The following is a 21569-nucleotide window of genomic DNA, read 5'->3' as shown; positions in this document are numbered from 1 at the left end:
CGGCGGACCAGGTCCGCCGGGGGCCGTGCCGCCCGTGGGAGCACCCCCGTGGCGCCCTCGGGACTACTCGGTGGCGATCGCGTTCAGGACGTTCATCCGGCCCGCTCGGAACGCCGGGACCAGTGCCGCGAACAGACCCACGAACGCCGAGCCGACGAAGACCGTCAGGATCGTCGGCCACGGGATCTCCAGGACCCCGAGGCCCTCCAGGGCCAGCAGCTTCTGGGCCGCCGTGCCCCAGCCCATGCCCAGGACGAGACCGAGCAGGGCGCCGAAGAGGGCGATGACCACCGACTCCAGCCGGATCATGCGGCGCAGCTGGCGGCGCGAGAGGCCGATCGCCCGCATGAGACCGATCTCCCGGGTCCGCTCCACCACCGACAGCGCGAGCGTGTTCACCACACCGAGCACGGCGACGATGATCGCGAGCGCCAGCAGGCCGTACACGATGTTGAGCAGCTGGCCGACCTGGTCCTTCAGGTCCTGCTTGTAGTCGGCCTGGTTCTGCACCTTGTACTGCGGGTAGGCGGCGAGCGAGTCCTTGAGGGCCGCGTACGCCTCCGTCTCCTTGCCGTCCTCGGCCGTCGCGAACATGATCATGCTCCGCGGCTGCTTGGCGGCCGGCAGGTACCGCTCCATGGTGGTGATGTTGGTGTACATCACGCCCTTGTCGACGTTGTTCGCGTCCGACGTGATCGCGGCGACCTTCAGCTTCGCGCTGTCGCCGCCCTTGAAGGCGACGGTCAGCACGTCGCCGACCTTCACCCCGTGCTCCGTGGCGTAGTCGCTGCCGACCGACATCGCGTTCGCCCCGTACGCGGCGGACAGCTCGCCCGCCGTCGTGTCACGGCGCAGGTCCTTCGCGTACGACGGCTCCGCGGCGACGAGCCCCTTGTCCACCGCCTTGCCGGCCGGGTCGGTGATCTTCGCCTCGACCCACCGGTACTCGGTGACGTGGGTGAGGCCCGGCGTCTTCTCCAGGGCCGCCTGGGCCTGCGGCATGATCGGCTGCCCGTTGGTGGACTGCACGATGAAGTCCGCGCCGACCGAGCGGTCCAGCTCCTCGGTCGCCGAGGCGACCATCGACGAGCCGACCACCGACAGACAGGCCACCAGGGCGAGCCCGATCATCAGGGCGGCGCCGGTCGCTCCCGTACGGCGCGGGTTGCGCAGCGCGTTGCGCTCGGCCATCCGCCCGACCGGACCGAAGACCCGCAGCACGATCGCGCCGAGGACCCGGACGACCCCGCCCGCGAGCAGCGGTCCGACGACGATGAAGCCGATGAGGGAGAGCAGGACGCCGAGACCGAGCCAGAGCGAGCCGGCGGAGGCCTTCTCCGCCTGCGTCGCGGTCCACAGCGCGGCGCCGCCGCCGAGCGTCAGGAGCAGGCCGAGCCCGCCCCGGATCAGGCCGGCCTTGCCGTCGGCCGGGGTGCCGGCGTCGCGCAGGGCTGCCATCGGGGAGACCTTGCCGGCCCGGCGGGCCGGAACGTACGCGGCGAGGACAGTGACGACGACGCCGAGGAGGAGGCCGACGGCGGGCGTCGTCCACTTCACCGTCAGATCCTCGGTGGACAGCTCCATGCCCATGGAGGACATGAGCTCCATCAGGCCGACGGCGAGTCCGACACCGGCCGCGACACCGGCGATCGAGCCGACGACACCGAGCAGGACCGCCTCGACGAGGACGGAACGGTTCACCTGCTTGCGGCTGGAGCCGATGGCCCGCATGAGGCCGATCTCGCGGGTGCGCTGGGCGACCAGCATGGAGAAGGTGTTGACGATGAGGAAGATGCCGACGAGGAAGGCGATTCCGGCGAAGCCGAGCATCGCGTACTTCATGACGTCGAGGAACCCGGCGACGTCCTCGCGGCCCGCGTCGGCGACCTCGGCCGCGGTCTGCAGCGTGTAGCCGGCACCGACCGCGGCGGCGATGTGGCCCTTCAGCTTCTCGTCGCTGACCCCGGGCAGCGCGTCGGCCGTGATCTGGGTGAACAGCCCTTCCTTGCCGAGGAGTTCACGCTGTGCGGTGGCGGTGTCGAAGTAGACGACGGTGGCACCGGGGTTGGTGACCTTGAACTCGACGATGCCGGAGATCTTCGCCTTGAAGTCGCCGGTCACGGCGATGGTGCGCAGCTCGTCGCCGATCTTCAGCTTGTGCTTCTCGGCGGTGCCGGCGTCGACCATCACCTCGGTGGGGCCTCGCGGCTCGTGGCCGGACACGACGTCCACCGAACGGAGTTCGTTGGCACTCCAGTTGGCGGCGATCGTCGGGGCGCCACTGGTGGGCCCGACGTTGTCGTCGTCGGAGTCGACGACGGTCACGCTGAGGGAGATGACCGAGCCCTGGGCGGCCTTGACACCCTCGGCCTTGCGGACCTGCTCCACGAGCGAGGCGGGCAGGGTCTCGGGACGGCCGGACTGCGGGGTCTCGTCGTCGACCGCCGCGTCCTTCGGGCTGAGCGTGACGTCGGAGGCGGTCGAGGCGAAGAGCTTGTCGAAGGTGGTGTTCATGGTGTCCGTGAAGACGAGGGTGCCGCTCACGAACGCCACGGAGAGCAGGACGGCGACGGCGGAGAGCGCCATGCGGCCCTTGTGCGCGAAGAAGTTGCGCAGGGAGGTCTTGAGGACGGTCATGACGTCCGCCCGCGCGCGTCGAAGTCCTTCATGCGGTCGAGGACGGCCTCGGCGGTGGGCCGGAACATCTCGTCGACGATCCGGCCGTCCGCCAGGTAGAGCACACGGTCGGCGTAGCCGGCGGCGACCGGGTCGTGGGTGACCATCACGATGGTCTGGCCGAGCTCGTCCACGGACTGCCGCAGGAAGCCGAGGACTTCGGCTCCGGCGCGGGAGTCGAGGTTTCCGGTCGGCTCGTCACCGAAGATGATCTCGGGCCGGGCGGCCAGCGCCCGGGCCACGGCGACGCGCTGCTGCTGACCGCCGGAGAGCTGCGTGGGCCGGTGCCCGAGACGGTCGGCGAGACCGACGGTCGACACGACCCGGTCGAGCCACTGCCGGTCCGCCTTACGGCCCGCGATGTCCATCGGCAGCGTGATGTTCTCGAGCGCGTTGAGCGTCGGCAGCAGGTTGAACGCCTGGAAGATGAAGCCGATCCGGTCGCGCCGCAGCTGCGTCAGCCGCTTGTCCTTCAGGCCGGTGATCTCGGTGTCGTCCAGGAAGATCTGGCCGCTGGTGACGGTGTCGAGCCCGGCGAGGCAGTGCATCAGCGTCGACTTGCCGGAGCCCGAGGGGCCCATGATCGCGGTGAACTGCCCACGGGCGATGTCCACGTCGACGTGGTCGAGCGCGACGACCCGGGTCTCGCCGGCTCCGTACGCCTTGACGACCTGCCGCGCCCGCGCGGCGACGGCCGTACCCCCTGCGGTCTCCCCATGCTGGGGGATGGTCACAGCCGAAGTCACGGTAAGTCTCCTATGTCTGGTACGGATCCGACTCGTGTCCGAGTCTGCGAGAAGGAGGGCGGCGGATCACTGGTGCTGGGCGCACTCTTCGCCCTGGGGTTTTCCGTAAGACCAAGCTAAGGACGGAGGGGGTCGTTCCTCGTCCTCCGCCGGAACGAACGGCCCCTGCCCCTTATGGGGGAGGGTCCCCCTAGGGGTCTCGACGCACGGGTGGACCTCTCTGGACCTCCGGTAGGAGCGAGCGGGCGCTCGAGAGGGGAACAGGTGACCTTTCAGCCGCCGGTTCGTTGGTCCGTTCGACACCAAGAGGGGGTGGTGGCGAGTGCGCGTAGCCGGGGTGCGGTCGAGTCTCCGGGACACAGCCGCGCCATTCATCGTCCCCGGACCGTCAGGCGTGACTGTTCGCGATCGACTCAAGGGCCTGACCGCACATGACGTCGAGGTCCTGCGGCGGGTCGGCGCACACATGGGCCGCCTCGCCTCAAGTGATCTCAAGGCCCGCTGCGCGGATGGCCTCAACCACTCCGGCGAGAAGTGGGCCGAGCGGAAGCGTGCGGTCTCGGCACTTTCGTCGTCCCGGTGGGCAGGGGCGGTGACGAAGGCGTCGCATGACCAGTGGGGAGTGGCGCGGCGCAGCCAGGCCGCCTCCATCCACGGCCTCGAAGCGGGAATCGGAATGCTCCGGCACCGGCTGTCCCTGCCGCTCGGTGAGCGCGGCCCGAAGCGGACACCGGGAGGTTACCGGTCGCGACGGGAGTGGCACGCGAAGTCCAGGCGCCTCGCCCTTCTGGAAGCCCGGCATCAAGCTGCGATCGAGGACTGGCGGGCGGGCCGAGTACTCGTGGTCCGCGGAGGCAAACGCCTGCTGAACACTCGCCACCACCTCGCTGATGCCCAGCTCATGGAGCCCCGGTGGCGCGAGCATTGGGACGCACATCGGTGGTTCCTTCAGGCTGACGGGGAGTCCGGGAAGCGGTACGGGAACGGGACCATCCGGGTCACCCCCGATGGGGAGGTCTCGATCAAACTCCCGGCCCCGTTGACAGGCCTGGCGAACGCCCCTCACGGCCGGTACGTCCTCGCAGCGCGCGTGCGGTACACGCACCGAAGCACGGAGTGGGCGGACCGAGTCGAGGCGAACCGCGCCACTGCGTACCTGGACGTGACCCGAGCCCGCTGGTACCTGACCGCCTCCTGGCAGACCCCTCCCGCTCCCGCCATCTCCCTGGAGACAGCACTTGCACGCGGAGCGGTGGGCGTCGACACCAACGCCGACCACCTCGCCGCCTGGCGCCTCGACGTGCATGGCAACCCGGTCGGAAACCCGCGGCGCTTCTTCTACGACCTGTCGGGTGACGCACAGCATCGCGACGCCCAGTTGAGGCACGCCCTCGCCCAGCTCCTGAACTGGGTGAGGACCTGCGGAGTGACCGCCATCGCGGCCGAGGACCTCGACTTCCGGGCAGAGAAGACTCGGGAGAAGCACGGCAGACACAAGGAATTCCGGCAGCTGATCTCGGGGCTGCCCACCGGCCGGCTCCGTGCCCGCCTCGCCTCGATGGCCGACGCCACGAACATCAGCGTGATAGCCGTCGATCCCAGCTACACCTCTCGGTGGGGTGCCCAGCACTGGCAGAAGCCCCTCACCAGCAAGACTCGCAGGACCTCTCGCCACGACGCCGCCGCCGTGGCGATCGGAAGGCGCGCCCAAGGGCACCCGATCCGGCTGGGGGCACCTCCCGGACGAAGTCTGGGGGAGGACGGCACCGCCCCACGACGACCGGAGTGATCGTCGTGGGCATCGGACCGACCAGGCCCCATCGGGCACTCGCGGGCGCGAGGAACCCCGCCCCCACGTACCCGGACCACGCACAGGATGCGTGCCGCCCGGACATGGAGCGAACGCGGGTGACCAGCGTGCCCAACACCGTTCGGGGCACGCGGCTGAGCACGGGGCCTGGCAACAGGACCCGCTCCCGCTCAGTTCGCAGAAGCGGTTCTCCACCCGGGGTTCGAGTGGGAGGCTAGGCCGACGTAACTAGATGTACGACCCATCAGATGGAGGGGACCGGGTGTCACGGACGACGACGCGGCAGGCGGCGGCAGCGGCGACGGCTCCGCGCGGGCGGGGCCCGGTCGTCGCCGCCCTGATGCTCGGCATGGCCCTCGCCGCGCTCGACGGCACGGTCGTCTCGACCGCCGTACCGCAGATCGTCGGCGACCTCGGCGGCCTGTCCGTCTTCTCCTGGCTGTTCTCCGGCTATCTGCTCGCCGTCACGGTCACCCTGCCGGTGTACGGGAAGCTCTGCGACACCTTCGGCCGCAAGCCGGTCCTCATCGCGGGAACGATCCTCTTCCTCATCGGCTCCCTGCTGTGCGCGGCCGCCTGGAACATGGGCTCGCTCATCGCCTTCCGCGTCGTGCAGGGCCTCGGCGGCGGCGCGCTCCAGGGCACGATCCAGACGATCGCGGCGGACCTCTACCCGCTGAAGGAGCGCCCGAAGATCCAGGCGAAGCTCTCCTCGGTCTGGGCGACGGCCTCGGTCGCCGGCCCCGCGGCCGGCGGCCTCCTCGCCGGATACGCGGACTGGCGCTGGATCTTCCTGATCAACCTGCCCGTCGGCCTGGTGGCGCTCTGGCTCGTGGCCCGGTACCTGGTCGAACCTGAACGGACGGCGCGGGCGGAGGGGACGGGCCCGGCGGAGGGCGGGGTGCCGCCCACGAGGAAGGTGTCGGTCGACTGGGCCGGCGCGGTCACCATCTTCGCCACCGGAACGCTCCTGCTCACCGCCCTCGTCCAGGGCGGCGTGGCCTGGCCCTGGCTCTCCGCGCCCTCCCTCGGCCTCTTCGCGGGCGCGCTCGCCCTCGCCGGAGTCACCGTCCTCGTCGAGCGCCGGGCCGCCGACCCGATCATCCCCGGCTGGATCTGGCGCCGCCGTACGATCTCCGCGGTCAACCTGGCCCTCGGCGCGCTAGGCCTGCTGATGGTCGCCCCGACGGTCTTCCTGCCCACCTACGCCCAGTCCGTCCTCGGCCTCGGCCCGATAGCCGCCGGCTTCGTCCTCTCCGCGATGACCCTCAGCTGGCCGGTGACCGCCGCCTTCTCCAACCGGGTCTACAACCGCATCGGCTTCCGCCTCACCGCCGTCGTCGGCATCACCCTCGCCCTGCTCGTGCTGCTCGCCTTCCCCTTCCTCCCCTTCCCCGGAGAGCCCTGGCAGCCCGCTCTGCTGATGCTCCTCCTCGGCGGTGCGCTCGGCCTCTTCCAGCTCCCGTTGATCGTCGGCGTCCAGTCGACCGTCCCGTACGAGGAGCGCGGCACGACGACCGCGTCCGTCCTCTTCTGCCGCCAGGTGGGCCAGAGCGTCGGCGCGGCCCTCTTCGGCGCGATCGCCAACGGCGTCCTCGCCTCCCGCCTGGGCACCGGCACCGATCTGGACAGCCTCGCGTACGCCCTGGACCACGCCGACGACACCCTGCGCCGCGCGGTCGACGCGGCCGTCGACTACGTCTACCTGGGCGCGGCGGGCGCCGCCGCCCTCGCCCTGCTCGTCCTGCTCACCCTGGCCCCGCGCCGCTTCCCGGTCCTGACGGAGCACCAGGACCGCGGTCAGTCGGCCTGATCCCCGTCGCCCTCCCCGCCCCCGTCCCCGCCCCGGCCCCCGTCGCCTTCCTCGTCGCCGTCACCGCGGCCGGTGCCGTCCTCGGCGGCACCTCGGCCCGTGAGCGACGCGAGCGCGGCACGGATGTGCTCCATGTGCGCGTGGATCTCCTCGCGCGCCTCCTCGTGCTCCCGCACCACACGCTCCGTCTCCCGCTCCACACGCTCCCGCCGTGTCCGCGCCTCCACCAGGAGTTCCGCCGCCCGCGCCTCCGCGTCCTCCTGGCCGTGCCGGGTCTCCTCCTCCGCACGTGCCAGCTCACGTTCGGCCTCCGCGACCCGCGACCGCGCGGCCGCCAGCAGCTCCTCGTGACACGCGTCCAGTTCGGCCGCCCGGGACACCGCCGCCCGCTCGGCCTCCTCCCGTACCGCGGCCTGCTCCACGCGCTGGGCCTCCAGCAGTGCCGCCGTCCGGCGCGCCGTGTCGTCGAACACCCCCCGCGCCGCGGCCCGGCGCGCCGCCGCCTCCTCGCGCGCTGCCGACCACAGCGCCTCGGCCTCCGCGCCCGCCTCCTCCAGGGTCTCGGCGGCCGTGGTCTCCGCCTCCGCGAGCAGCGCGTCCGCGTACTCCCGAGCCGACTCGGTCGCCGTACGCGCCGCCTCCTCGGCCGCCTCCGCGAGGGACTGCGCCTCCGCCTCCGCCTCGCGTACGAGACTCTCGTCCGCCGCCTCCGCGAGCTCCAGGATCTTCCGCGCCCGCCCGCCCAGCGACTCGTACCGCTGCGGTGCCAGCGCGTCGACCTCCGCCCGCAGCCGGACCGCCTCCTCCTCCATCTCCCTGGCCAGGACCGTCAGCCGGGCCGCCCGCTCCCATCCGGCGTCGCGTTCGCCGGAGAGCGCGGCGAGGTGACGGTCGACCTGTCGCGGGCGATATCCGCGCCCTCGTGCGACGACGGCGAAACTCATCCCTGACGCTCCTTCCGTAACGGCTCAAAAGCCAGGATGCGCCATCAGACACGACAAAAGGCGCCCGACGTGTCGTACACGTCGGACGCCTTCGGTCACACGCGGCTCAGAGCAGTCCGTCCCACATCTGCTCCAGGAGCACCGACCACCAGTTCTCCGGCGACGACAGCGCCGCCGGGTCCAGCATCGCCAGCTGCGCCTGGAAGTCGACCGTCCAACGACCCGCCTGCTCGGGGTTGAGCCCGAACCGCAGCCGCCACATACGGCCGAGCAGTGCCATCGAACGGACGAACTCCGGCAGCCCGCTGTTCACGAACTGCGGTGCCACCGGCGCACCGCCCGGACCGGCCTCGACCGGAACGGCGACGATGTGCGCGGTCCCGTACTGGACACAGATCGCCCGCCCGAAGTCCGAGCCGATCACCAGGTACGAGCCCGCGTCCGACGCCGGCTGGATCTGACGCTGCGCCGCGAGCTCGGCCAGCGTCGGCACCACCGGCTGAGCCGGCTGCGCCCAGAAGAACGGACCGAAGTCGGCCGGCAGACCCGCCCAGACGAGGGTCAGCGCGACGACCTCCGGCACGCCCTGCCGTGACACGGCCCGCTGGTCGAACCGGCAGATCCCGGGCCCGAAGGCACCCGCCATCTCCTGCGCGATCCCCTCCGGGGGGATCGGCGGGGCCGGCTGCACCGGCGGCAGCGGAGCACGCACCGGCGCCGGGCGCGCCGGACCGTCCGCCACCTGATGCAACTCGCCCTGGTGGGTCAGGAGTTGCCGCATGCCCTGCTGGCGGCCCGCGTGATCCCGGCCGTACGGAGCGATGTTGGTGATCCGCGCCTGCGGCCAGGTCTCCCGGATCATCCGCGCGCAGTAACCGCCCGGCAGCTCACAGGACTCCAACTCCGTGTGCAGTTCGAGCACTTGCTGCGGCGGCACGTTCATCGCACGCAGCTCGTGCAGGATCTGCCACTCCGGGTGCGGAGTGCCGGGGGCGGACCGCCGGATGATCTGGGCCTCGGAACCGTCCGGCGCGCGGTAGCGCAGCACGGCCTGGTAGCCGGGGCCGACGGTCGGCTGACCGGTCGGCTGTTGCGGGTACCCGTACGCCGGCGGGGCGCCCTGCACCGACGGCGGAGGCATCGGCGGAGCCGGCGGGCCGCCCGGACCGGGCTGCGCCAGCATCGTCGCCGCGTGGTGCACCCCACCGGGCGGAGTGCCAGGACCACCGGGAGCCCCAGGGGCCCCAGGGGGCCCGGGGGGCCCGGGGGGAGCAACGGGGGCCCCGGGCGCGCCGGGGGGCCCGGGCGGGGCGATACCGCCCGGCCCGGGGTGGGCCAGCATGGTCGCCGCGTGCGCGACACCCGCGCCGGCACCGTCGGACCCACCGGGCACACCCGGCGGCGCGGGCGGAGGCACCGGAGCGCCAGGCCCACCCTGGTTCGGGTGCGCCAGCATCGTCGCGGCGTGGTGCACCGGCTGCGGAGGCGTCGGCGGACCGGGAGGCCCGGGCGGCTGAGGCCCGTCCGGGCCGAGCTGCGACACCAGCTGGGTCGGTGCGTACGCCCCGGCGGGTGCGCCGGGAACCCCCGGCGCCTGCGGCGGCGGAGGAGGATTGCCACCACCCCCGCGCCCGGAGCGCGGAGGCAGCGCGGCCTTGCTGGTCGCGGCATCCGCGATGTCCCCGGCCCCGGGAGCCCGCGGCGCGGGCGGAGGCGTGGGGGCGCCGGGGACACCCGGCGGGGGCGTGGCACCGGACGCGCCAGGGGCGCCCGGAGCGCCGGGCGGCGACGGAACGGCGGGCCCACCGACCGGCGCGGACGCACCGGGAGCACCCGGTACGCCGGGAGCGCCGGGTACACCGGGAGCACTCGGCGTGCTCGGCACACCGGGGCCACCGATCGATCCCCCCGCCCCCGGAGCCGCGGGCGCACCCGTACCGCTCGGGCCACCGCCGGACGCCGGGCCACCGCCGGACGCCCGGCCGCGCGGCGCGAACGGGTCGTCGGCACCGGGCGGCGGCGGGGCGTTCGGGTCGAGGGCCCGGGCGATCGCCGTCGGAGGAAGCGCGCTGCCGCCCGACATCAGAGCCGTCGGAGCGTCCGCACCCACCACCGGAAGCGGCGTGTCCTCGTCGTCCGCGCCCGACAGTGGCGGCGCGAAGACCGTCGCGGGCAGCGGCACCGAACCGTCCGCACCGCCCGAACTCGCGTTGGCGTCCGCCCACGGGCTGCTCGACGCAGCCTCCGCCGGAACGCCGTCCGAGGCCGTCGGCTCGTAGTCGACCGACCGCCCCTCCGAAGCGTCCACAGAATCGCCGGCCGCACCCGAAGGCACCGCCCCCGAAGGCGCCCCACCGGAAAGAACGGAACCCGAAGGCGCCTCATCCGAAGGCGCCTCATCCGAAGCCGGCACGCTCACCGGCTCAACGGACGGCACACCTGCGCCCGTCGCCTCCGGCGTCGACGAACTCCCGCCCGCCTGCGACGCGTTCGGCCCCTTCGGCGGCACACCCAGCTTGTCCGCCGCGTCCTGCAGCCACTCCGGCGGGGTCAACAGGAACGACGTCGCGTTCAGATCGACCCGCTCCGGCGGCGCGGGCGGCGCCGCACCCGCCTCGTCGGAAACGGCCCCGTACTCCTCCTCGTACCGCCGGATCACCTCACCCACCGGCAGCCCCGGCCACAACGTCGCCTCGCCGCTGTCCCGGGCGATGACCAGACGCTGCAGGCCGCCGTCCGAGGTCGGACCCTCCTCACGGTCCTCCGCCCACACGACGAAACCGAGCCCGAACTCCCGCACCCGCACCTCCCGGTGCTGGTATGCCGGCACATCACCGTTGATCCATTCCTCGGCGCGCTCCTGCGCCTGCGCGAACGTCACCACAGCCAGTTCACTCCCCCACCGGGACCACGGGCACAGCGCGCGCGAAGCCGCCGTCCACCATCAGGTTCGCCACCGTCTCCAACTCCGGCGGATTGCCGGCCAACCGCTGAAGGAACGCGTCGAAGTCCTCACCGCACGGCAGCAGCAGCCGCTCCACGCGCTCACCCACGCTCCACCCGGCCGCCGCCTCACCGGCGTCCCGCGCGTCGTCGTACGCGCAGAACCACACCGTCCCGACCCGGTCGCCCTTCACCTTCACCGCCAGGATCCCGCCCTGGACGAAACCGACGCCCAGGTAGTCCTTGGTCAGATGGTCGCGCAGACACTTGTTGGCGTACACGAGGTCGTTGACGCCCGCCTCGTCGCGCACCGTGAAGAACGGCTGGTCGACCAGGAGACCCAGCTCCGCGTCCAGCGCCGCGCCCACCGGCGCGCAACCGCCCGCCGCCTTCAGGAAGGAGCGGTACGCGCCCGGCAGGCGGTAGCCGAGATCCTCCTCCACCCCGAGCAACTGCTGCTCGGTCACCGACACCAGCCCCTTGGGCACACCGAAGTGCGCCGGCCGGGTCTCCTGCAGCGGACGCGTGCCACGCTTGGTGTGATCGACGGCAGCCGTCGCGACACCACCGTGATGCCGCAGCAACGCCTTCACCTCGACCGGGACCAGCTCCATCCGCCGACCGCCCGCCACGTGGTGCCAGGTCCAGCCGTGCGGCGTCGCCACCGACGGAATCGTGTCCCACAGCTCGTGCCCCGTCGCGGCGAGCGCCGCGTTCGCCGACACGTAGTCCGTCAGCCGCAACTCGTCGACGCCGAAGCCCTCGGGCGGATCGGCGATCTCCGCCGCCGCCCGGGCGTACGGCGAGAAGTCCGGATAGCCGTGTTCGTCCACCCGCACCCCTCTGGGGTGCCGGGAGGCGCGGACCGGGTCCGGAAAGTGCACGACCTGCCCGGCGTAGGCCGCGTTCGGCGGTGCGGCCTTCCCGAGCCGACCTGTCGTCATGGCGGTTGCCCCCTGCGCTGGCTGCTGGCTGATTCGCTGATTCCGCACAGCCTATGCGCTGCCACAAGCCCGTCACCCGGCCCGATGCGACCACGACCACCCTCCGTGACCAACTGTCACGAGCGGATGACGCACCGGCGATAGTTACGACACACCGACACCCCGTTTGTGTACCCCGCTTCCACATGAGGCGTCCCATTTGGCAGTCTGTTCCAGCAACTCGGGGGATTGCAGGAGGGGAAGACACGCACCATGTACGCACCACCGACGCCCACGCAGGGTGACCCACGCCTCAACTGGAGCAGCACCGAGCCCTCCCGCGCCCCGTTACTGCGGTTCCGCAGGGACGGCATCCTCCCCACCGTCGGCGCCGCGCTCTCCGTACGGGGCGAAACCCTCACCTGCACCGCGGGCCGCGGAGACCGACCGCCCACCCTTCATCCACTCGTCCAGGACTTTCTGGACACCCTCACCAGTGGACAGCGCGAACGCTTCACCGGGCGCTGCCCCGAGGCGATCCTGCTCTCCCGCCACCTGACCTCCACCGATGCCGGCCGCTCCAAGCGCGCCCAGCGCAAGCCACTCACCCACGGCGAGGCACGCCGCTCACTCAAGCACGCCAAACTGACCGCGCGACGCATCCGCGAGGACGGCGACCCGCTGCACGGCAGCTACGCCGCGCCCTGCCGCTCCTGTGCGGCGATGCTCGCGCACTTCGGTGTACGCACCGTGGACCCCACCTCGACTGTCGAGAACGGCTGACCGCACCTTCATGCCCGACCACCTGAGCACCACCCGGTTCCCGGTCAACGTCGACGCCGCCCTCCGCGAGGCGGGGTGGCAGCCGGGCCGCTGGGACATCAAACTCGCCGAACAGTGGGCCGACACCCTGCGCGCCCACGTCTCACCCGGCGGCCACCGGCACAGCGTCTTCCCGGCGGCCGTCGAGGCATGGGCCGAATTCGGCGGCCTCCACGTCACACCCCCCGGCGCGGGCCGCCAGATCGCCCCCGCGACCCTCCACTTCGACCCCCTCGCCGGCCTGCACCTGGCCCGTACCCTGGCGGACCTCGGGCGCGCGCTCGACACGGAGATCTCCCCGCTGGGAGAGGAGGTCGAACAGCAGGCGGTCCTCGCCATCGACCTGGAGGGCCGGATCTACGGCCTGGACCACACCGGCGACTGGTTCCTGGGCCAGGACATCGACGCGGCACTGGCGACGCTGATCACGGGGGTACAGCCGACCCGACTGGTGACGGGCTAGCCGGGTCACCGACCCGGGTCACGGACCCCGGACATCGGATCCGACACATCGCCTCACGGACCCCGGACATCGGGATCCGAGACATCGGGTGCGGAGAACGGCTCCGAGACATCGGCTCGCGGTCAGCAGATCACGGACATCGGATCCACCATCCGGTCTACGCGACCCGCTCCCCCACCGGCAACACCGCCGACACCCGGAACCCGCCCCCGTCCGTCGGCCCCGACACGAACACACCACCCAGCCGCGTCACCCGCTCACGCATGCCCACCAGACCGTTCCCCCCGCTCGGAAGATGCGCGTCCGCAGCCTCCGCGTCCGAAGGACCGTTCTCCACCTGCATCGCGACCTCCGCCTCCCGATGCGCCAGCCGGACCACGACCTTGGCCCCCGCCGCATGCTTGTGCACGTTGGTCAGCGCCTCCTGAACCACCCGATACGCCGTCCGCTCGACCTCCGCCGCATACGCGCGCACCTCACCGAGCACCGTCAGCTCGACCACCGCACCCGCCTGCCGGGACTGCTCGACCAGATCCTCCAGCGCATCCAGACGCGGCCCGTCCTCCGAAGCCGCCTCCGCCGCCGCGGCCGCCGCCCGGCCCACCGCCGCCAACGGAACCGGAGAGGCCGAAGACCCCACCGAAGCACCCACCGCCGGAACCGCGTCCTCCCGCAGCACACCCAGCATCTCGCGCAACTCCGTCAGCGCCTGCCGGCCCATGTCACCCACCAGCGCCGCGTTCTTCACCGCCTTCTGCGGATCCTTCAACGCGACCGCCTGCAACGCCGCCGCGTGCACCACCATCAACGACACCCGATGCGCGACCACATCGTGCATCTCCCGCGCGATCCGCGTCCGCTCCTCCTGCCGCGCCCACTGCGCCCGCTGCTCCGCCCGGTCCGCGAGCAACGACAGCTCCTGCTCCAGACTGTCGGCACGCTCCCGCAGACTCTCCATGAGCCGCCGCCGCGCCCCTATATAGAGCCCGGAGAGGACGGGAGGCGCGTTGAGGCCCAACGTCAGGAAGATCGCGAGGACCGGCGCGTACCAGCTACCGGGGTCGAGGTCCTGCTGATCGGCGTCGGCCTGGGCGAGGTCCTGGCGGACCCGCACCATCGTCACGACGAAGACGGCGACCGTCGACATGCCGGCGAGAGCCGCCGTGATACGCCGGGGCACCTCGGAGGCGGCGAGCGAGTACAGCCCGACGATCCCCATCAGATAGCCCATCTCGGCGGGCGTCACGGCGATCGAGACGAGAACGACGACGATCGGCCACCGCCGCCGCACGAGCAGCACGGAACCGACCATCAGCCCGAACAGCACCCCCACGGGCACGGGCAGCCCCGCCTTCTCGGCGAAGCCGACCCCTTCGAGCCCGCACTCCAGCGCCGACACCGCCGCCAGCCCGATGTCGAGCACCGCACTGCGCCGTCTCTCCCACCACCACAGGCCACGGGGCGTCACGCCCGTCGCGTCCTGGTGTGCCCCCGTTGTGGTCATGCCCTCCAGCGTAAGGGCGGGGGCGAATCATTTTCCGAAGACCACGGGACCCGGGTGAACCGCACGTCAACACCGTGCACAGACCTGTCGCTCGAACAGTTGAATCGCCCAGACTTTCGACCCGGATGTCCGCATTCCGGACGATGGTGGTCATATGACATCCGAGACAAGCCGGTACGCGGACTTCGAGGGCCTGCGCGAACGGGCGATCGCGTTACGGCGCGAGGGCCTCAGCCTCCGCCAGATCAGGGACCGCCTGCAGATCCACAACAACGACATACTCCACCGCCTGGTGAAGGGAGAGCCGCCTCCCGAGTGGACGAAGCGCCCCCGCGCGAAGGACGACCTCCGCGCCCGCGCACGCGAGCTGCGCTCGCAGGGCATGACGTACGACCAGATCCAGCTGGAGCTGGGCTGCTCGAAGAGCTCGATCTCACTCTGGGTCCGCGACCTCCCGAAGCCGGAGCCGCGGTACACCGACGCCGAACGCCGCGAGCTCATGAGTGCGGGTCTGGCACGCCTCCGCGCCGCACGGAACGAAGAACGGGAGGAGACGAAGCGCTCGGCACGTGAGGCCGTGGGCAGACTGTCGGACCGCGAACTCTTCATCGCCGGCGTGACGCTCTACTGGGCCGAGGGCGCCAAGGACAAGTCGTACAGCCGACGCGAGTCGCTGCAGTTCATCAACAGCGACCCCCATGTGATCACCCTGTACCTCAGGTGGCTCGAACTGCTCGGAGTCACACGAGACCGCATGCATTTCCGCGTCAGCATCCACGAGAACGCCGACATCGCCGAGGCCGAGCGGTTCTGGGCCGCACTCGCAGGCGTGGACGCCGCGACATTCCAGAAGGCGACTCTCAAGAGGCACAACCCGAAGACGGTCCGGAAGAACACAACCGAGGCGTACAGAGGGTGCCTCGTCATCTACGTCACCAGGAGCGCGGAGCTCTACCGTCGCACGGAGGGGGCTTGGTACGGCATAGTGTTGGGTGCCGATCCGACAGCCTGACCAGATGTCCGGTTTAGTCGGATATTATCCCCTGTGGTGTAATTGGCAGCACTGAGGCTTTTGGTGCCTTATGTCCGGGTTCGAGTCCTGGCGGGGGAGCTCTTTCGTTCCGGGTCCTGACCTCCAGCGTCGGGACCCGCACTCATTTCCGCTCCGGAACCCCCCGGTATCCTGCGGGTGTCCACCACCCGAAGCCGAAGGGCATTCCCGTGAGCGCCAACCGCCCGGCCGCCGTCGTCGTCCTCGCAGCGGGTGAGGGCACCCGCATGAAGTCGAAGACCCCCAAGGTCCTGCACGAAATCGCCGGACGTTCCCTTGTCGGGCACGTCGTGTCCGCCGCGCGTGAGCTGGAGCCCGAGCACCTCGTCGTGGTCGTCGGGCACGCCCGCGAGAAGGTCACCGCGCACCTCGACGCCCACTACGCCGGCACCCGCACCGCCGTCCAGTACGAGCAGAACGGCACCGGTCACGCCGTCCGCATGGGGCTCGAGGAGCTGGGTCAGGCCTGGGGGTCCCCCCAGGCCGAAGGCTCTGGGGGAGGCACCGTCGTCGTCGTGTGCGGCGACACCCCGCTGCTGTCCGGAGAGACCCTCAAGGCCCTCGCCTCCACCCACGCCACCGACGGCAACGCCGTCACCGTGCTGACCGCCGAGGTACCGGACTCCACCGGCTACGGGCGCATCGTCCGTGACGCCGCGACCGGTGCCGTGACCGCGATCGTCGAGCACAAGGACGCGACCGACGAGCAGCGCGCCATCATGGAGATCAACTCCGGTGTGTTCGCCTTCGACGGCCGGCTGCTCGCCGATGCGCTGGGCAAGGTCCGGACGGACAACAGCCAGGGCGAGGAGTACCTCACCGACGTGCTGTCGATCCTCCGCGAGGCCGGTCACCGCGTGGGCGCGTCGGTCGCCGGTGACCACCGCGAGATCCTCGGGATCAACAACCGGGTGCAGCTGGCCGAGGCCCGTGCGCTGCTGAACCGGCGGCTGCTGGAGGCCGCGATGACGGCCGGTGTGACGGTGGTCGACCCGTCCTCCGTGTTCGTCGACGTCACGGTGACGTTCGAGCCGGACGCGCTCATCCACCCGGGTACGCAGCTGCTGGGTGCGACGCACATCGGCGAGGACGCCGAGGTCGGCCCGAACACGCGCCTGAAGGACACCACGGTCGGCAAGGGCGCACGGGTGGACAACACGGTCGCCGACTCCGCCGTGATCGGTGAGAGCGCGTCCGTGGGTCCGTTCGCCTATCTGCGTCCGGGCACGAACCTGGGCCGCAAGGCCAAGGCGGGCACGTATGTGGAGATGAAGAACGCCGCGATCGGTGAGGGTACGAAGGTCCCCCATCTGTCGTACGTGGGCGACGCGACGATCGGCGAGTACACGAACATCGGCGCGGCGAGCGTCTTCGTGAACTACGACGGCGAGGCGAAGCACCACACGACGATCGGGTCGCACTGCCGTACCGGGTCGGACAACATGTTTGTGGCACCCATCACGATCGGGGACGGGGCGTACACGGCCGCCGGGTCCGTGATCACCAAGGACGTACCGGCCGGTTCGCTCGCCGTCGCCCGTGGCCAGCAGCGGAATATCGAGGGTTGGGTGGCGCGGAAGCGGCCGGGCAGCGCTGCGGCGCAGGCTGCTCAGGCCGCTTCGGAGGAGCCTGTCGGCGAAAGCTGACCGGAAACGGGTACGTCGAACTCGGCGTACCGTGATACGTGCACATAAATTCGGCTGGCTCGCACACGCGCACGGGAGCGTTGTGGTCGCGACCAGAGGACACGTCTGAGGAGACAGTGCTGTGACCGGGATCAAGACGACCGGCGAGAAGAAGCTGATGCTCTTCTCCGGCCGCGCCCACCCCGAGCTGGCCGAGGAGGTCGCGCACCAGCTGGGTGTCGGTCTCGTGCCGACCAAGGCTTTCGACTTCGCGAACGGTGAGATCTACGTCCGCTTCCAGGAGTCGGCTCGTGGCGCGGATTGCTTCCTGATCCAGAGCCACACGGCTCCGATCAACAAGTGGATCATGGAGCAGCTGATCATGATCGATGCTCTGAAGCGGGCTTCCGCGCGGAGCATCACCGTGATCATCCCGTCGTACGGCTATGCCCGTCAGGACAAGAAGCACCGTGGCCGTGAGCCGATCTCGGCCCGTCTGGTCGCCGATCTGCTGAAGACGTCGGGTGCGGACCGTATTCTCACGGTCGATCTGCACACGGACCAGATCCAGGGCTTCTTCGACGGTCCGGTGGATCACCTGTCGGCTCTTCCGGTGCTGGCGGACTACGTGGGCAGCAAGGTCGACCGTACGAAGCTGACGATCGTGTCTCCGGACGCGGGTCGTGTGCGGGTGGCGGACCGGTGGTGCGACCGTCTGGACGCGCCGCTGGCGATCGTGCACAAGCGTCGTGACAAGGACGTCGCCAATCAGGTGACGGTTCACGAGGTCGTCGGTGACGTCAAGGGCCGGGTCTGTGTCCTGGTCGACGACATGGTGGACACGGGTGGCACGATCTGCGCCGCGGCGGAAGCGCTGTTCGCGCACGGTGCGGAGGACGTCATCGTGACGGCGACGCACGGCATTCTCTCGGGGCCGGCTGCCGATCGTCTGAAGAACTCGAAGGTGAGCGAGTTCGTGTTCACGGACACGCTGCCGGTTCCGAGCTCGCTGGAGCTGGACAAGATCACGGTTCTGTCGATCGCGCCGACGATCGCGCGTGCGGTGCGTGAGGTGTTCGAGGACGGTTCGGTGACGAGCCTCTTCGAGGAGCACTGAGCCTGATCTACTGATCCGGTGATCGCTGATCGGTGATCCCTGATCGGTTTCACGAGAGAGGCCCGCTTCCCGCTGGGGAGGCGGGCCTCTCCGTCTGCTCCGGGCGAGGCCTGGTGATCCAATTGGGTGGGGCGGCGGGTGGCGAGTAGACTGCCGTAGTTGCTCGGCGAGGGAGGCCGTACCGGTGAGGTGCGGCGGTCCGTTATCGACGCGCTCTTCGTAGCAGGCCAGTCGTGGCCGGGTAGCCACACTGTTCCGTTTCTGCTTACGAGGAGTGCATATGTCCGAGGTGAAGATCTCCGCCGAGATCCGTTCCGAGTTCGGCAAGGGCGCCGCCCGCGCCGTCCGCCGCGAGAACAAGGTTCCCGGTGTTCTCTACGGTCACGGCACCGAGCCGGTCCACGTGACCCTTCCGGGCCACGAGCTGCTGCTGGCGCTCCGTACGCCGAACGTCCTGCTGGCGCTGGACGTCGACGGCAAGAGCGAGCTGGCGATCCCGAAGGCCGTCCAGCGTGACGCCATCAAGGGCTTCCTGGTCCACGTCGACCTGCTCCTGGTCAAGCGTGGCGAGAAGGTCACGGTCGAGATCCCGGTCCAGACCGAGGGCGAGCTGGCCGCCGGTGGCAACCTGCTGGAGCACGTGCTGAACACGCTCTCCGTCGAGGCCGAGGCCACGCACATCCCCGAGGCCGTCTCGGTCTCCGTCGAGGGCCTGGAGGCCGGTGCCTCCATCCTCGCCAAGGACATCGCGCTCCCGAAGGGCACGAGCCTGGTCACCGACGCCGACGCCGTCGTGCTGCAGGTCCTGGCCGCGCAGGCCGAGGAGCCGGCCGCCGAGGGCGAGGCCGCCGAGGCCGAGGGCGCCGAGGCCTGAGCCCTGGGCTCTGCCTGACGCGGACGGGGTGGTGGGCTGCGGCCCGCCACCCCGTTCCGCTGTTCCGCTGTTCCGCGCCCAGTAGTACGCAGACGATCCGGTAGTACGCAGACGAGGAGACGCCCCACGATGACGGACGACGCGAACGCCCCCTGGCTGATCGTCGGTCTCGGCAATCCGGGCCCCGAATACGCCGCGAACCGCCACAACGTGGGCTTCATGGTGGTGGATCTGCTCGCCGAGCGCATCGGCGGGAAGTTCAAGCGGGCGCAGAAGGCGCAGGCGCAGGTGGTGGAGGGCCGGATGGGTCCTCCGGGGCCGGCCAACCGGCGGGTGATCCTCGCGAAGCCGATGTCGTACATGAACCTGTCGGGCGGTCCGGTGACGTCGTTGCGGGATTTCTACAAGGTGCCGACGGCGCACATCGTGGCGATCCATGACGAGCTGGACATCGATTACGGCGTGCTGCGGTTGAAGCTCGGCGGGGGCGACAACGGGCACAACGGCCTGAAGTCGATGACGAAGGCGATGGGCGCGGACTACCACCGGGTGCGGTTCGGCATCGGGCGTCCGCCGGGGCGGATGCAGGTCGCGGACTTCGTGCTGAAGGACTTCTCGTCGTCGGAGCGCAAGGAGTTGGACTATTTCGTGGACCGGGCGGCGGATTCCGTCGAGTGCCTGGTGGCGGAGGGTCTGGAGCGGGCGCAGTCGGCGTACAACTCCTGACCGTTCCCTCGTCGCGGTACGACTGTACGATCGCGGGTCATGACGCACGCCCGTAACGCCGCCATGGCCCTGGTCGCCCTGCTGCTCCTCGTCGCCGGAGTCTGGTCGTCGTGGGGTACGGCGCAGCACGTCCTGCTTCCGAAGGGCCGTGAGCACGGCACGTTGACGGTGACCGGCTGCAACGACGAGACGTGCAGCGGCCGTTACGTCCCGGCGGGTCCGCCGTCGGCGCATGCCACGCTGACGATCGCCCGTTCGGTCGCCGCCGACAAGGGGCAGACGCTGCCCGTGGTGGTGAAGCCGGGGACGAGCGAGGCGGTGCGTACGGGGTGGGGTGGCGGTCTGCACGCCTGGCTGCCGCTGGGTGGGGCGCTGTTGTTGGCGGCGCCGCTCGTCGGGGGTGGGCTGCGGCTGACGAGGACGGCGTGGTCGATGGCGGGCGTGGGCGGGGTGTTGCTACTGGGGGCGTTCTTCGCACTCTGACGATTCCGGGCGTAAGGGCCCAAGTCAGGCTCGATCTGGTGAGATTGTTATGAACCCATGAGTTAAGGGTGACTTAAAGGTGCGGATAAGCTGCCTCAGCCACCTCCCACGGCATCCCTCTCATCTCCCAGATGGACGACTGCACATGCGACGATCCCTCATCCCCGCCGGCGCGCTGATCGCTGCCATGGCGGGTTCCCTGGCCCTTGCCCCGGTGGCCTCCGCGACCGACGGGCCCTCGGTCCTTCCGCTCCACCAGGCGAAGGACCTTCCGCTGACCGCCTCCGGGTGGACCGGCGACAAGGAGAAGGTCTGCGGTGACATCCCCACGGGCCAGGACGGCTGGCACTTCGTTCTGCCGGGCAGTGGCAAGGGCGAAAGCGCCGTCTTCACCAAGCTGACGGTGGAGTTCAAGCCGGGCGGCGTCCAGACCATCACGGTCTTCGGCCCGCCCTCCGACAAGCACGCCTACGTCGGCTCCGCGCCGGGCGCCGAGCTCATCTCGGCGACGGCCGAGGTCAAGGGCACCGTCAAGAAGGAGTGGTTCAACCTCTCCCACACCTGCCCCGCCAGCACCACCCCGACGCCGACGGACACGCCGTCCGAGACCCCGTCCGGCACTCCGTCGGAGACGCCGTCCGAGACCCCCTCCGAGACCCCGTCCGAGACGCCGTCCGGCACGCCCAGCGAGACCGCCTCGACCGGCACGCCGAGCGAGTCGCCGTCGTCCTCGGAGTCCCCCTCCACGGGTGCGACCCCGTCCGCGTCCACCGGCAGCTCCGACGGTGACCTGGCCGAGACCGGTTCCAGCGCCCCCGTCGGCATCATCGCCGCCGCCGCCGTCGCCCTCGCGGGTGCCGGTGCGTTCCTGGTGACGCGTCGTCGCAAGGCGCAGCAGCACTGATTCGCGGGAACGTGAAGTGGGACGACGAAGCGGGAGGCGGGGGGAGGCCCCCTCCCTCGCTTTGTCGGCCCCGCGCTCTTCTCTCCCCCCCCCCCCCCACCCCCCCCCCACCCAACCCCCCCCCTTTGCGTGCCACCAAACCCCC

16 protein-coding genes, 1 tRNA gene and 1 pseudogene are annotated in these 21569 nt (G+C 70.8%); 12 read left to right on the top strand and 6 right to left on the bottom strand.

All coding sequences use genetic code 11. The features are described from left to right. Positions 1-63 precede the first annotated feature (63 nt). Together ACFUJR_RS17855 and ACFUJR_RS17850 are read right to left on the bottom strand one after the other, a co-directional pair. Positions 64-2637 carry an ABC transporter permease gene (locus ACFUJR_RS17855; RefSeq protein ID WP_383175145.1) on the bottom strand — a complete coding sequence of 858 codons (2574 nt, stop codon included), beginning with the start codon at positions 2635-2637 and terminating at the stop codon, positions 64-66. Continuing rightward, positions 2634-3422 carry an ABC transporter ATP-binding protein gene (locus ACFUJR_RS17850; protein ID WP_383175148.1) on the bottom strand — a complete coding sequence of 263 codons (789 nt, stop codon included), beginning with the start codon at positions 3420-3422 and terminating at the stop codon, positions 2634-2636. The genes ACFUJR_RS17855 and ACFUJR_RS17850 overlap by 4 nt, the downstream gene beginning before the upstream one ends. A 337-nt stretch (positions 3423-3759) precedes the next feature. Between ACFUJR_RS17850 and ACFUJR_RS17845 the strand changes: the two are divergent. Next, a pseudogene (locus tag ACFUJR_RS17845) lies at positions 3760-5464 on the top strand (IS200/IS605 family accessory protein TnpB-related protein). Beyond that, the gene (locus ACFUJR_RS17840) at positions 5465-7045 is read left to right on the top strand and encodes an MFS transporter (RefSeq protein ID WP_383175151.1); all 1581 of its coding nucleotides are present in this window, start codon (positions 5465-5467) and stop codon (positions 7043-7045) included. Here ACFUJR_RS17840 and ACFUJR_RS17835 read toward each other — a convergent pair. From ACFUJR_RS17835 to ACFUJR_RS17825, 3 genes are all read right to left on the bottom strand, one after another. Further along, positions 7033-7989, bottom strand: coding sequence for a cellulose-binding protein (locus tag ACFUJR_RS17835; RefSeq protein WP_383175154.1), 957 nt, complete (start codon positions 7987-7989; stop codon positions 7033-7035). The two genes, ACFUJR_RS17840 and ACFUJR_RS17835, sit on opposite strands and share 13 nt — an antisense overlap. A 106-nt stretch (positions 7990-8095) precedes the next feature. Then, the gene (locus tag ACFUJR_RS17830) at positions 8096-10873 is read right to left on the bottom strand and encodes an SUKH-4 family immunity protein (protein WP_383175157.1); all 2778 of its coding nucleotides are present in this window, start codon (positions 10871-10873) and stop codon (positions 8096-8098) included. Positions 10874-10880: 7 nt separating this feature from the next. Further along, a complete protein-coding gene (locus ACFUJR_RS17825) occupies positions 10881-11876 on the bottom strand; it encodes an SMI1/KNR4 family protein (RefSeq protein ID WP_383175160.1) in 996 nt (331 codons plus the stop codon). 252 nt (positions 11877-12128) lie between these two features. Here ACFUJR_RS17825 and ACFUJR_RS17820 point away from each other — a divergent pair, with 252 nt between their 5' ends. Both ACFUJR_RS17820 and ACFUJR_RS17815 read left to right on the top strand, forming a co-directional pair. After that, entirely contained in the window at positions 12129-12638 is a 510-nt protein-coding gene (locus tag ACFUJR_RS17820; RefSeq protein ID WP_383175163.1) for a YwqJ-related putative deaminase, read from the top strand. A gap of 10 nt (positions 12639-12648) precedes the next feature. Further along, a complete protein-coding gene (locus tag ACFUJR_RS17815; protein WP_383175166.1) occupies positions 12649-13140 on the top strand; it encodes an SUKH-3 domain-containing protein in 492 nt (163 codons plus the stop codon). Between the two features lie 157 nt (positions 13141-13297). Here the strand turns inward: ACFUJR_RS17815 and ACFUJR_RS17810 are convergent, their stop codons facing one another. Then, positions 13298-14644 (bottom strand): sensor histidine kinase, encoded by a 1347-nt coding sequence (locus tag ACFUJR_RS17810; RefSeq protein WP_383175169.1) that lies wholly within the window; start codon positions 14642-14644, stop codon positions 13298-13300. A 154-nt stretch (positions 14645-14798) separates the two neighbouring features. Between ACFUJR_RS17810 and ACFUJR_RS17805 the strand changes: the two genes are divergently transcribed. The 8 genes from ACFUJR_RS17805 to ACFUJR_RS17770 all read left to right on the top strand — a co-directional run bounded on the left by ACFUJR_RS17805 (position 14799) and on the right by ACFUJR_RS17770 (position 21424). Beyond that, the gene (locus tag ACFUJR_RS17805) at positions 14799-15656 is read left to right on the top strand and encodes a hypothetical protein (RefSeq protein WP_383175172.1); all 858 of its coding nucleotides are present in this window, start codon (positions 14799-14801) and stop codon (positions 15654-15656) included. A 27-nt stretch (positions 15657-15683) separates the two neighbouring features. Further along, positions 15684-15755: transfer RNA gene (locus tag ACFUJR_RS17800), tRNA-Gln, on the top strand. 110 nt (positions 15756-15865) lie between these two features. Beyond that, a complete protein-coding gene (gene glmU, locus ACFUJR_RS17795; protein ID WP_383175175.1) occupies positions 15866-17341 on the top strand; it encodes a bifunctional UDP-N-acetylglucosamine diphosphorylase/glucosamine-1-phosphate N-acetyltransferase GlmU in 1476 nt (491 codons plus the stop codon). Between the two features lie 121 nt (positions 17342-17462). Further along, positions 17463-18437 carry a ribose-phosphate diphosphokinase gene (locus tag ACFUJR_RS17790; protein WP_383175178.1) on the top strand — a complete coding sequence of 325 codons (975 nt, stop codon included), beginning with the start codon at positions 17463-17465 and terminating at the stop codon, positions 18435-18437. Between the two features lie 280 nt (positions 18438-18717). After that, positions 18718-19311: a 50S ribosomal protein L25/general stress protein Ctc gene (locus ACFUJR_RS17785; RefSeq protein WP_383175181.1), complete on the top strand. Its 594-nt coding sequence runs from the start codon at positions 18718-18720 to the stop codon at positions 19309-19311. A 129-nt stretch (positions 19312-19440) separates the two neighbouring features. Continuing rightward, positions 19441-20037, top strand: a complete 597-nt coding sequence (gene pth, locus ACFUJR_RS17780) for an aminoacyl-tRNA hydrolase (protein WP_383175184.1) — start codon at positions 19441-19443, stop codon at positions 20035-20037. A 39-nt stretch (positions 20038-20076) separates the two neighbouring features. Continuing rightward, positions 20077-20520, top strand: coding sequence for a hypothetical protein (locus ACFUJR_RS17775; protein ID WP_383175187.1), 444 nt, complete (start codon positions 20077-20079; stop codon positions 20518-20520). A gap of 145 nt (positions 20521-20665) precedes the next feature. Next, positions 20666-21424 (top strand): LPXTG cell wall anchor domain-containing protein, encoded by a 759-nt coding sequence (locus tag ACFUJR_RS17770; protein ID WP_383175190.1) that lies wholly within the window; start codon positions 20666-20668, stop codon positions 21422-21424. The last annotated feature ends 145 nt before the right edge of the window (positions 21425-21569 follow it).

The organism is Streptomyces sp. NPDC057271 (assembly GCF_042668715.1).
Taxonomy (GTDB): domain Bacteria; phylum Actinomycetota; class Actinomycetes; order Streptomycetales; family Streptomycetaceae; genus Streptomyces.
This window is presented reverse-complemented; position numbering and strand designations above follow the sequence as displayed.

What these genes read in the sequence shown, in the direction of transcription:
- ACFUJR_RS17855 (WP_383175145.1), bottom strand. Translation starts at nt 2,637, where the DNA reads ATGACCGTCCTCAAGACCTCCCTGCGCAACTTCTTCGCGCACAAGGGC.
- ACFUJR_RS17840 (WP_383175151.1), top strand. Translation starts at nt 5,465, where the DNA reads ATGTACGACCCATCAGATGGAGGGGACCGGGTGTCACGGACGACGACG.
- ACFUJR_RS17835 (WP_383175154.1), bottom strand. Translation starts at nt 7,989, where the DNA reads ATGAGTTTCGCCGTCGTCGCACGAGGGCGCGGATATCGCCCGCGACAG.
- ACFUJR_RS17825 (WP_383175160.1), bottom strand. Translation starts at nt 11,876, where the DNA reads ATGACGACAGGTCGGCTCGGGAAGGCCGCACCGCCGAACGCGGCCTAC.
- ACFUJR_RS17820 (WP_383175163.1), top strand. Translation starts at nt 12,129, where the DNA reads ATGTACGCACCACCGACGCCCACGCAGGGTGACCCACGCCTCAACTGG.
- ACFUJR_RS17815 (WP_383175166.1), top strand. Translation starts at nt 12,649, where the DNA reads ATGCCCGACCACCTGAGCACCACCCGGTTCCCGGTCAACGTCGACGCC.
- ACFUJR_RS17810 (WP_383175169.1), bottom strand. Translation starts at nt 14,644, where the DNA reads ATGACCACAACGGGGGCACACCAGGACGCGACGGGCGTGACGCCCCGT.
- ACFUJR_RS17805 (WP_383175172.1), top strand. Translation starts at nt 14,799, where the DNA reads ATGACATCCGAGACAAGCCGGTACGCGGACTTCGAGGGCCTGCGCGAA.
- ACFUJR_RS17785 (WP_383175181.1), top strand. Translation starts at nt 18,718, where the DNA reads ATGTCCGAGGTGAAGATCTCCGCCGAGATCCGTTCCGAGTTCGGCAAG.
- pth (WP_383175184.1), top strand. Translation starts at nt 19,441, where the DNA reads ATGACGGACGACGCGAACGCCCCCTGGCTGATCGTCGGTCTCGGCAAT.
- ACFUJR_RS17775 (WP_383175187.1), top strand. Translation starts at nt 20,077, where the DNA reads ATGACGCACGCCCGTAACGCCGCCATGGCCCTGGTCGCCCTGCTGCTC.
- ACFUJR_RS17770 (WP_383175190.1), top strand. Translation starts at nt 20,666, where the DNA reads ATGCGACGATCCCTCATCCCCGCCGGCGCGCTGATCGCTGCCATGGCG.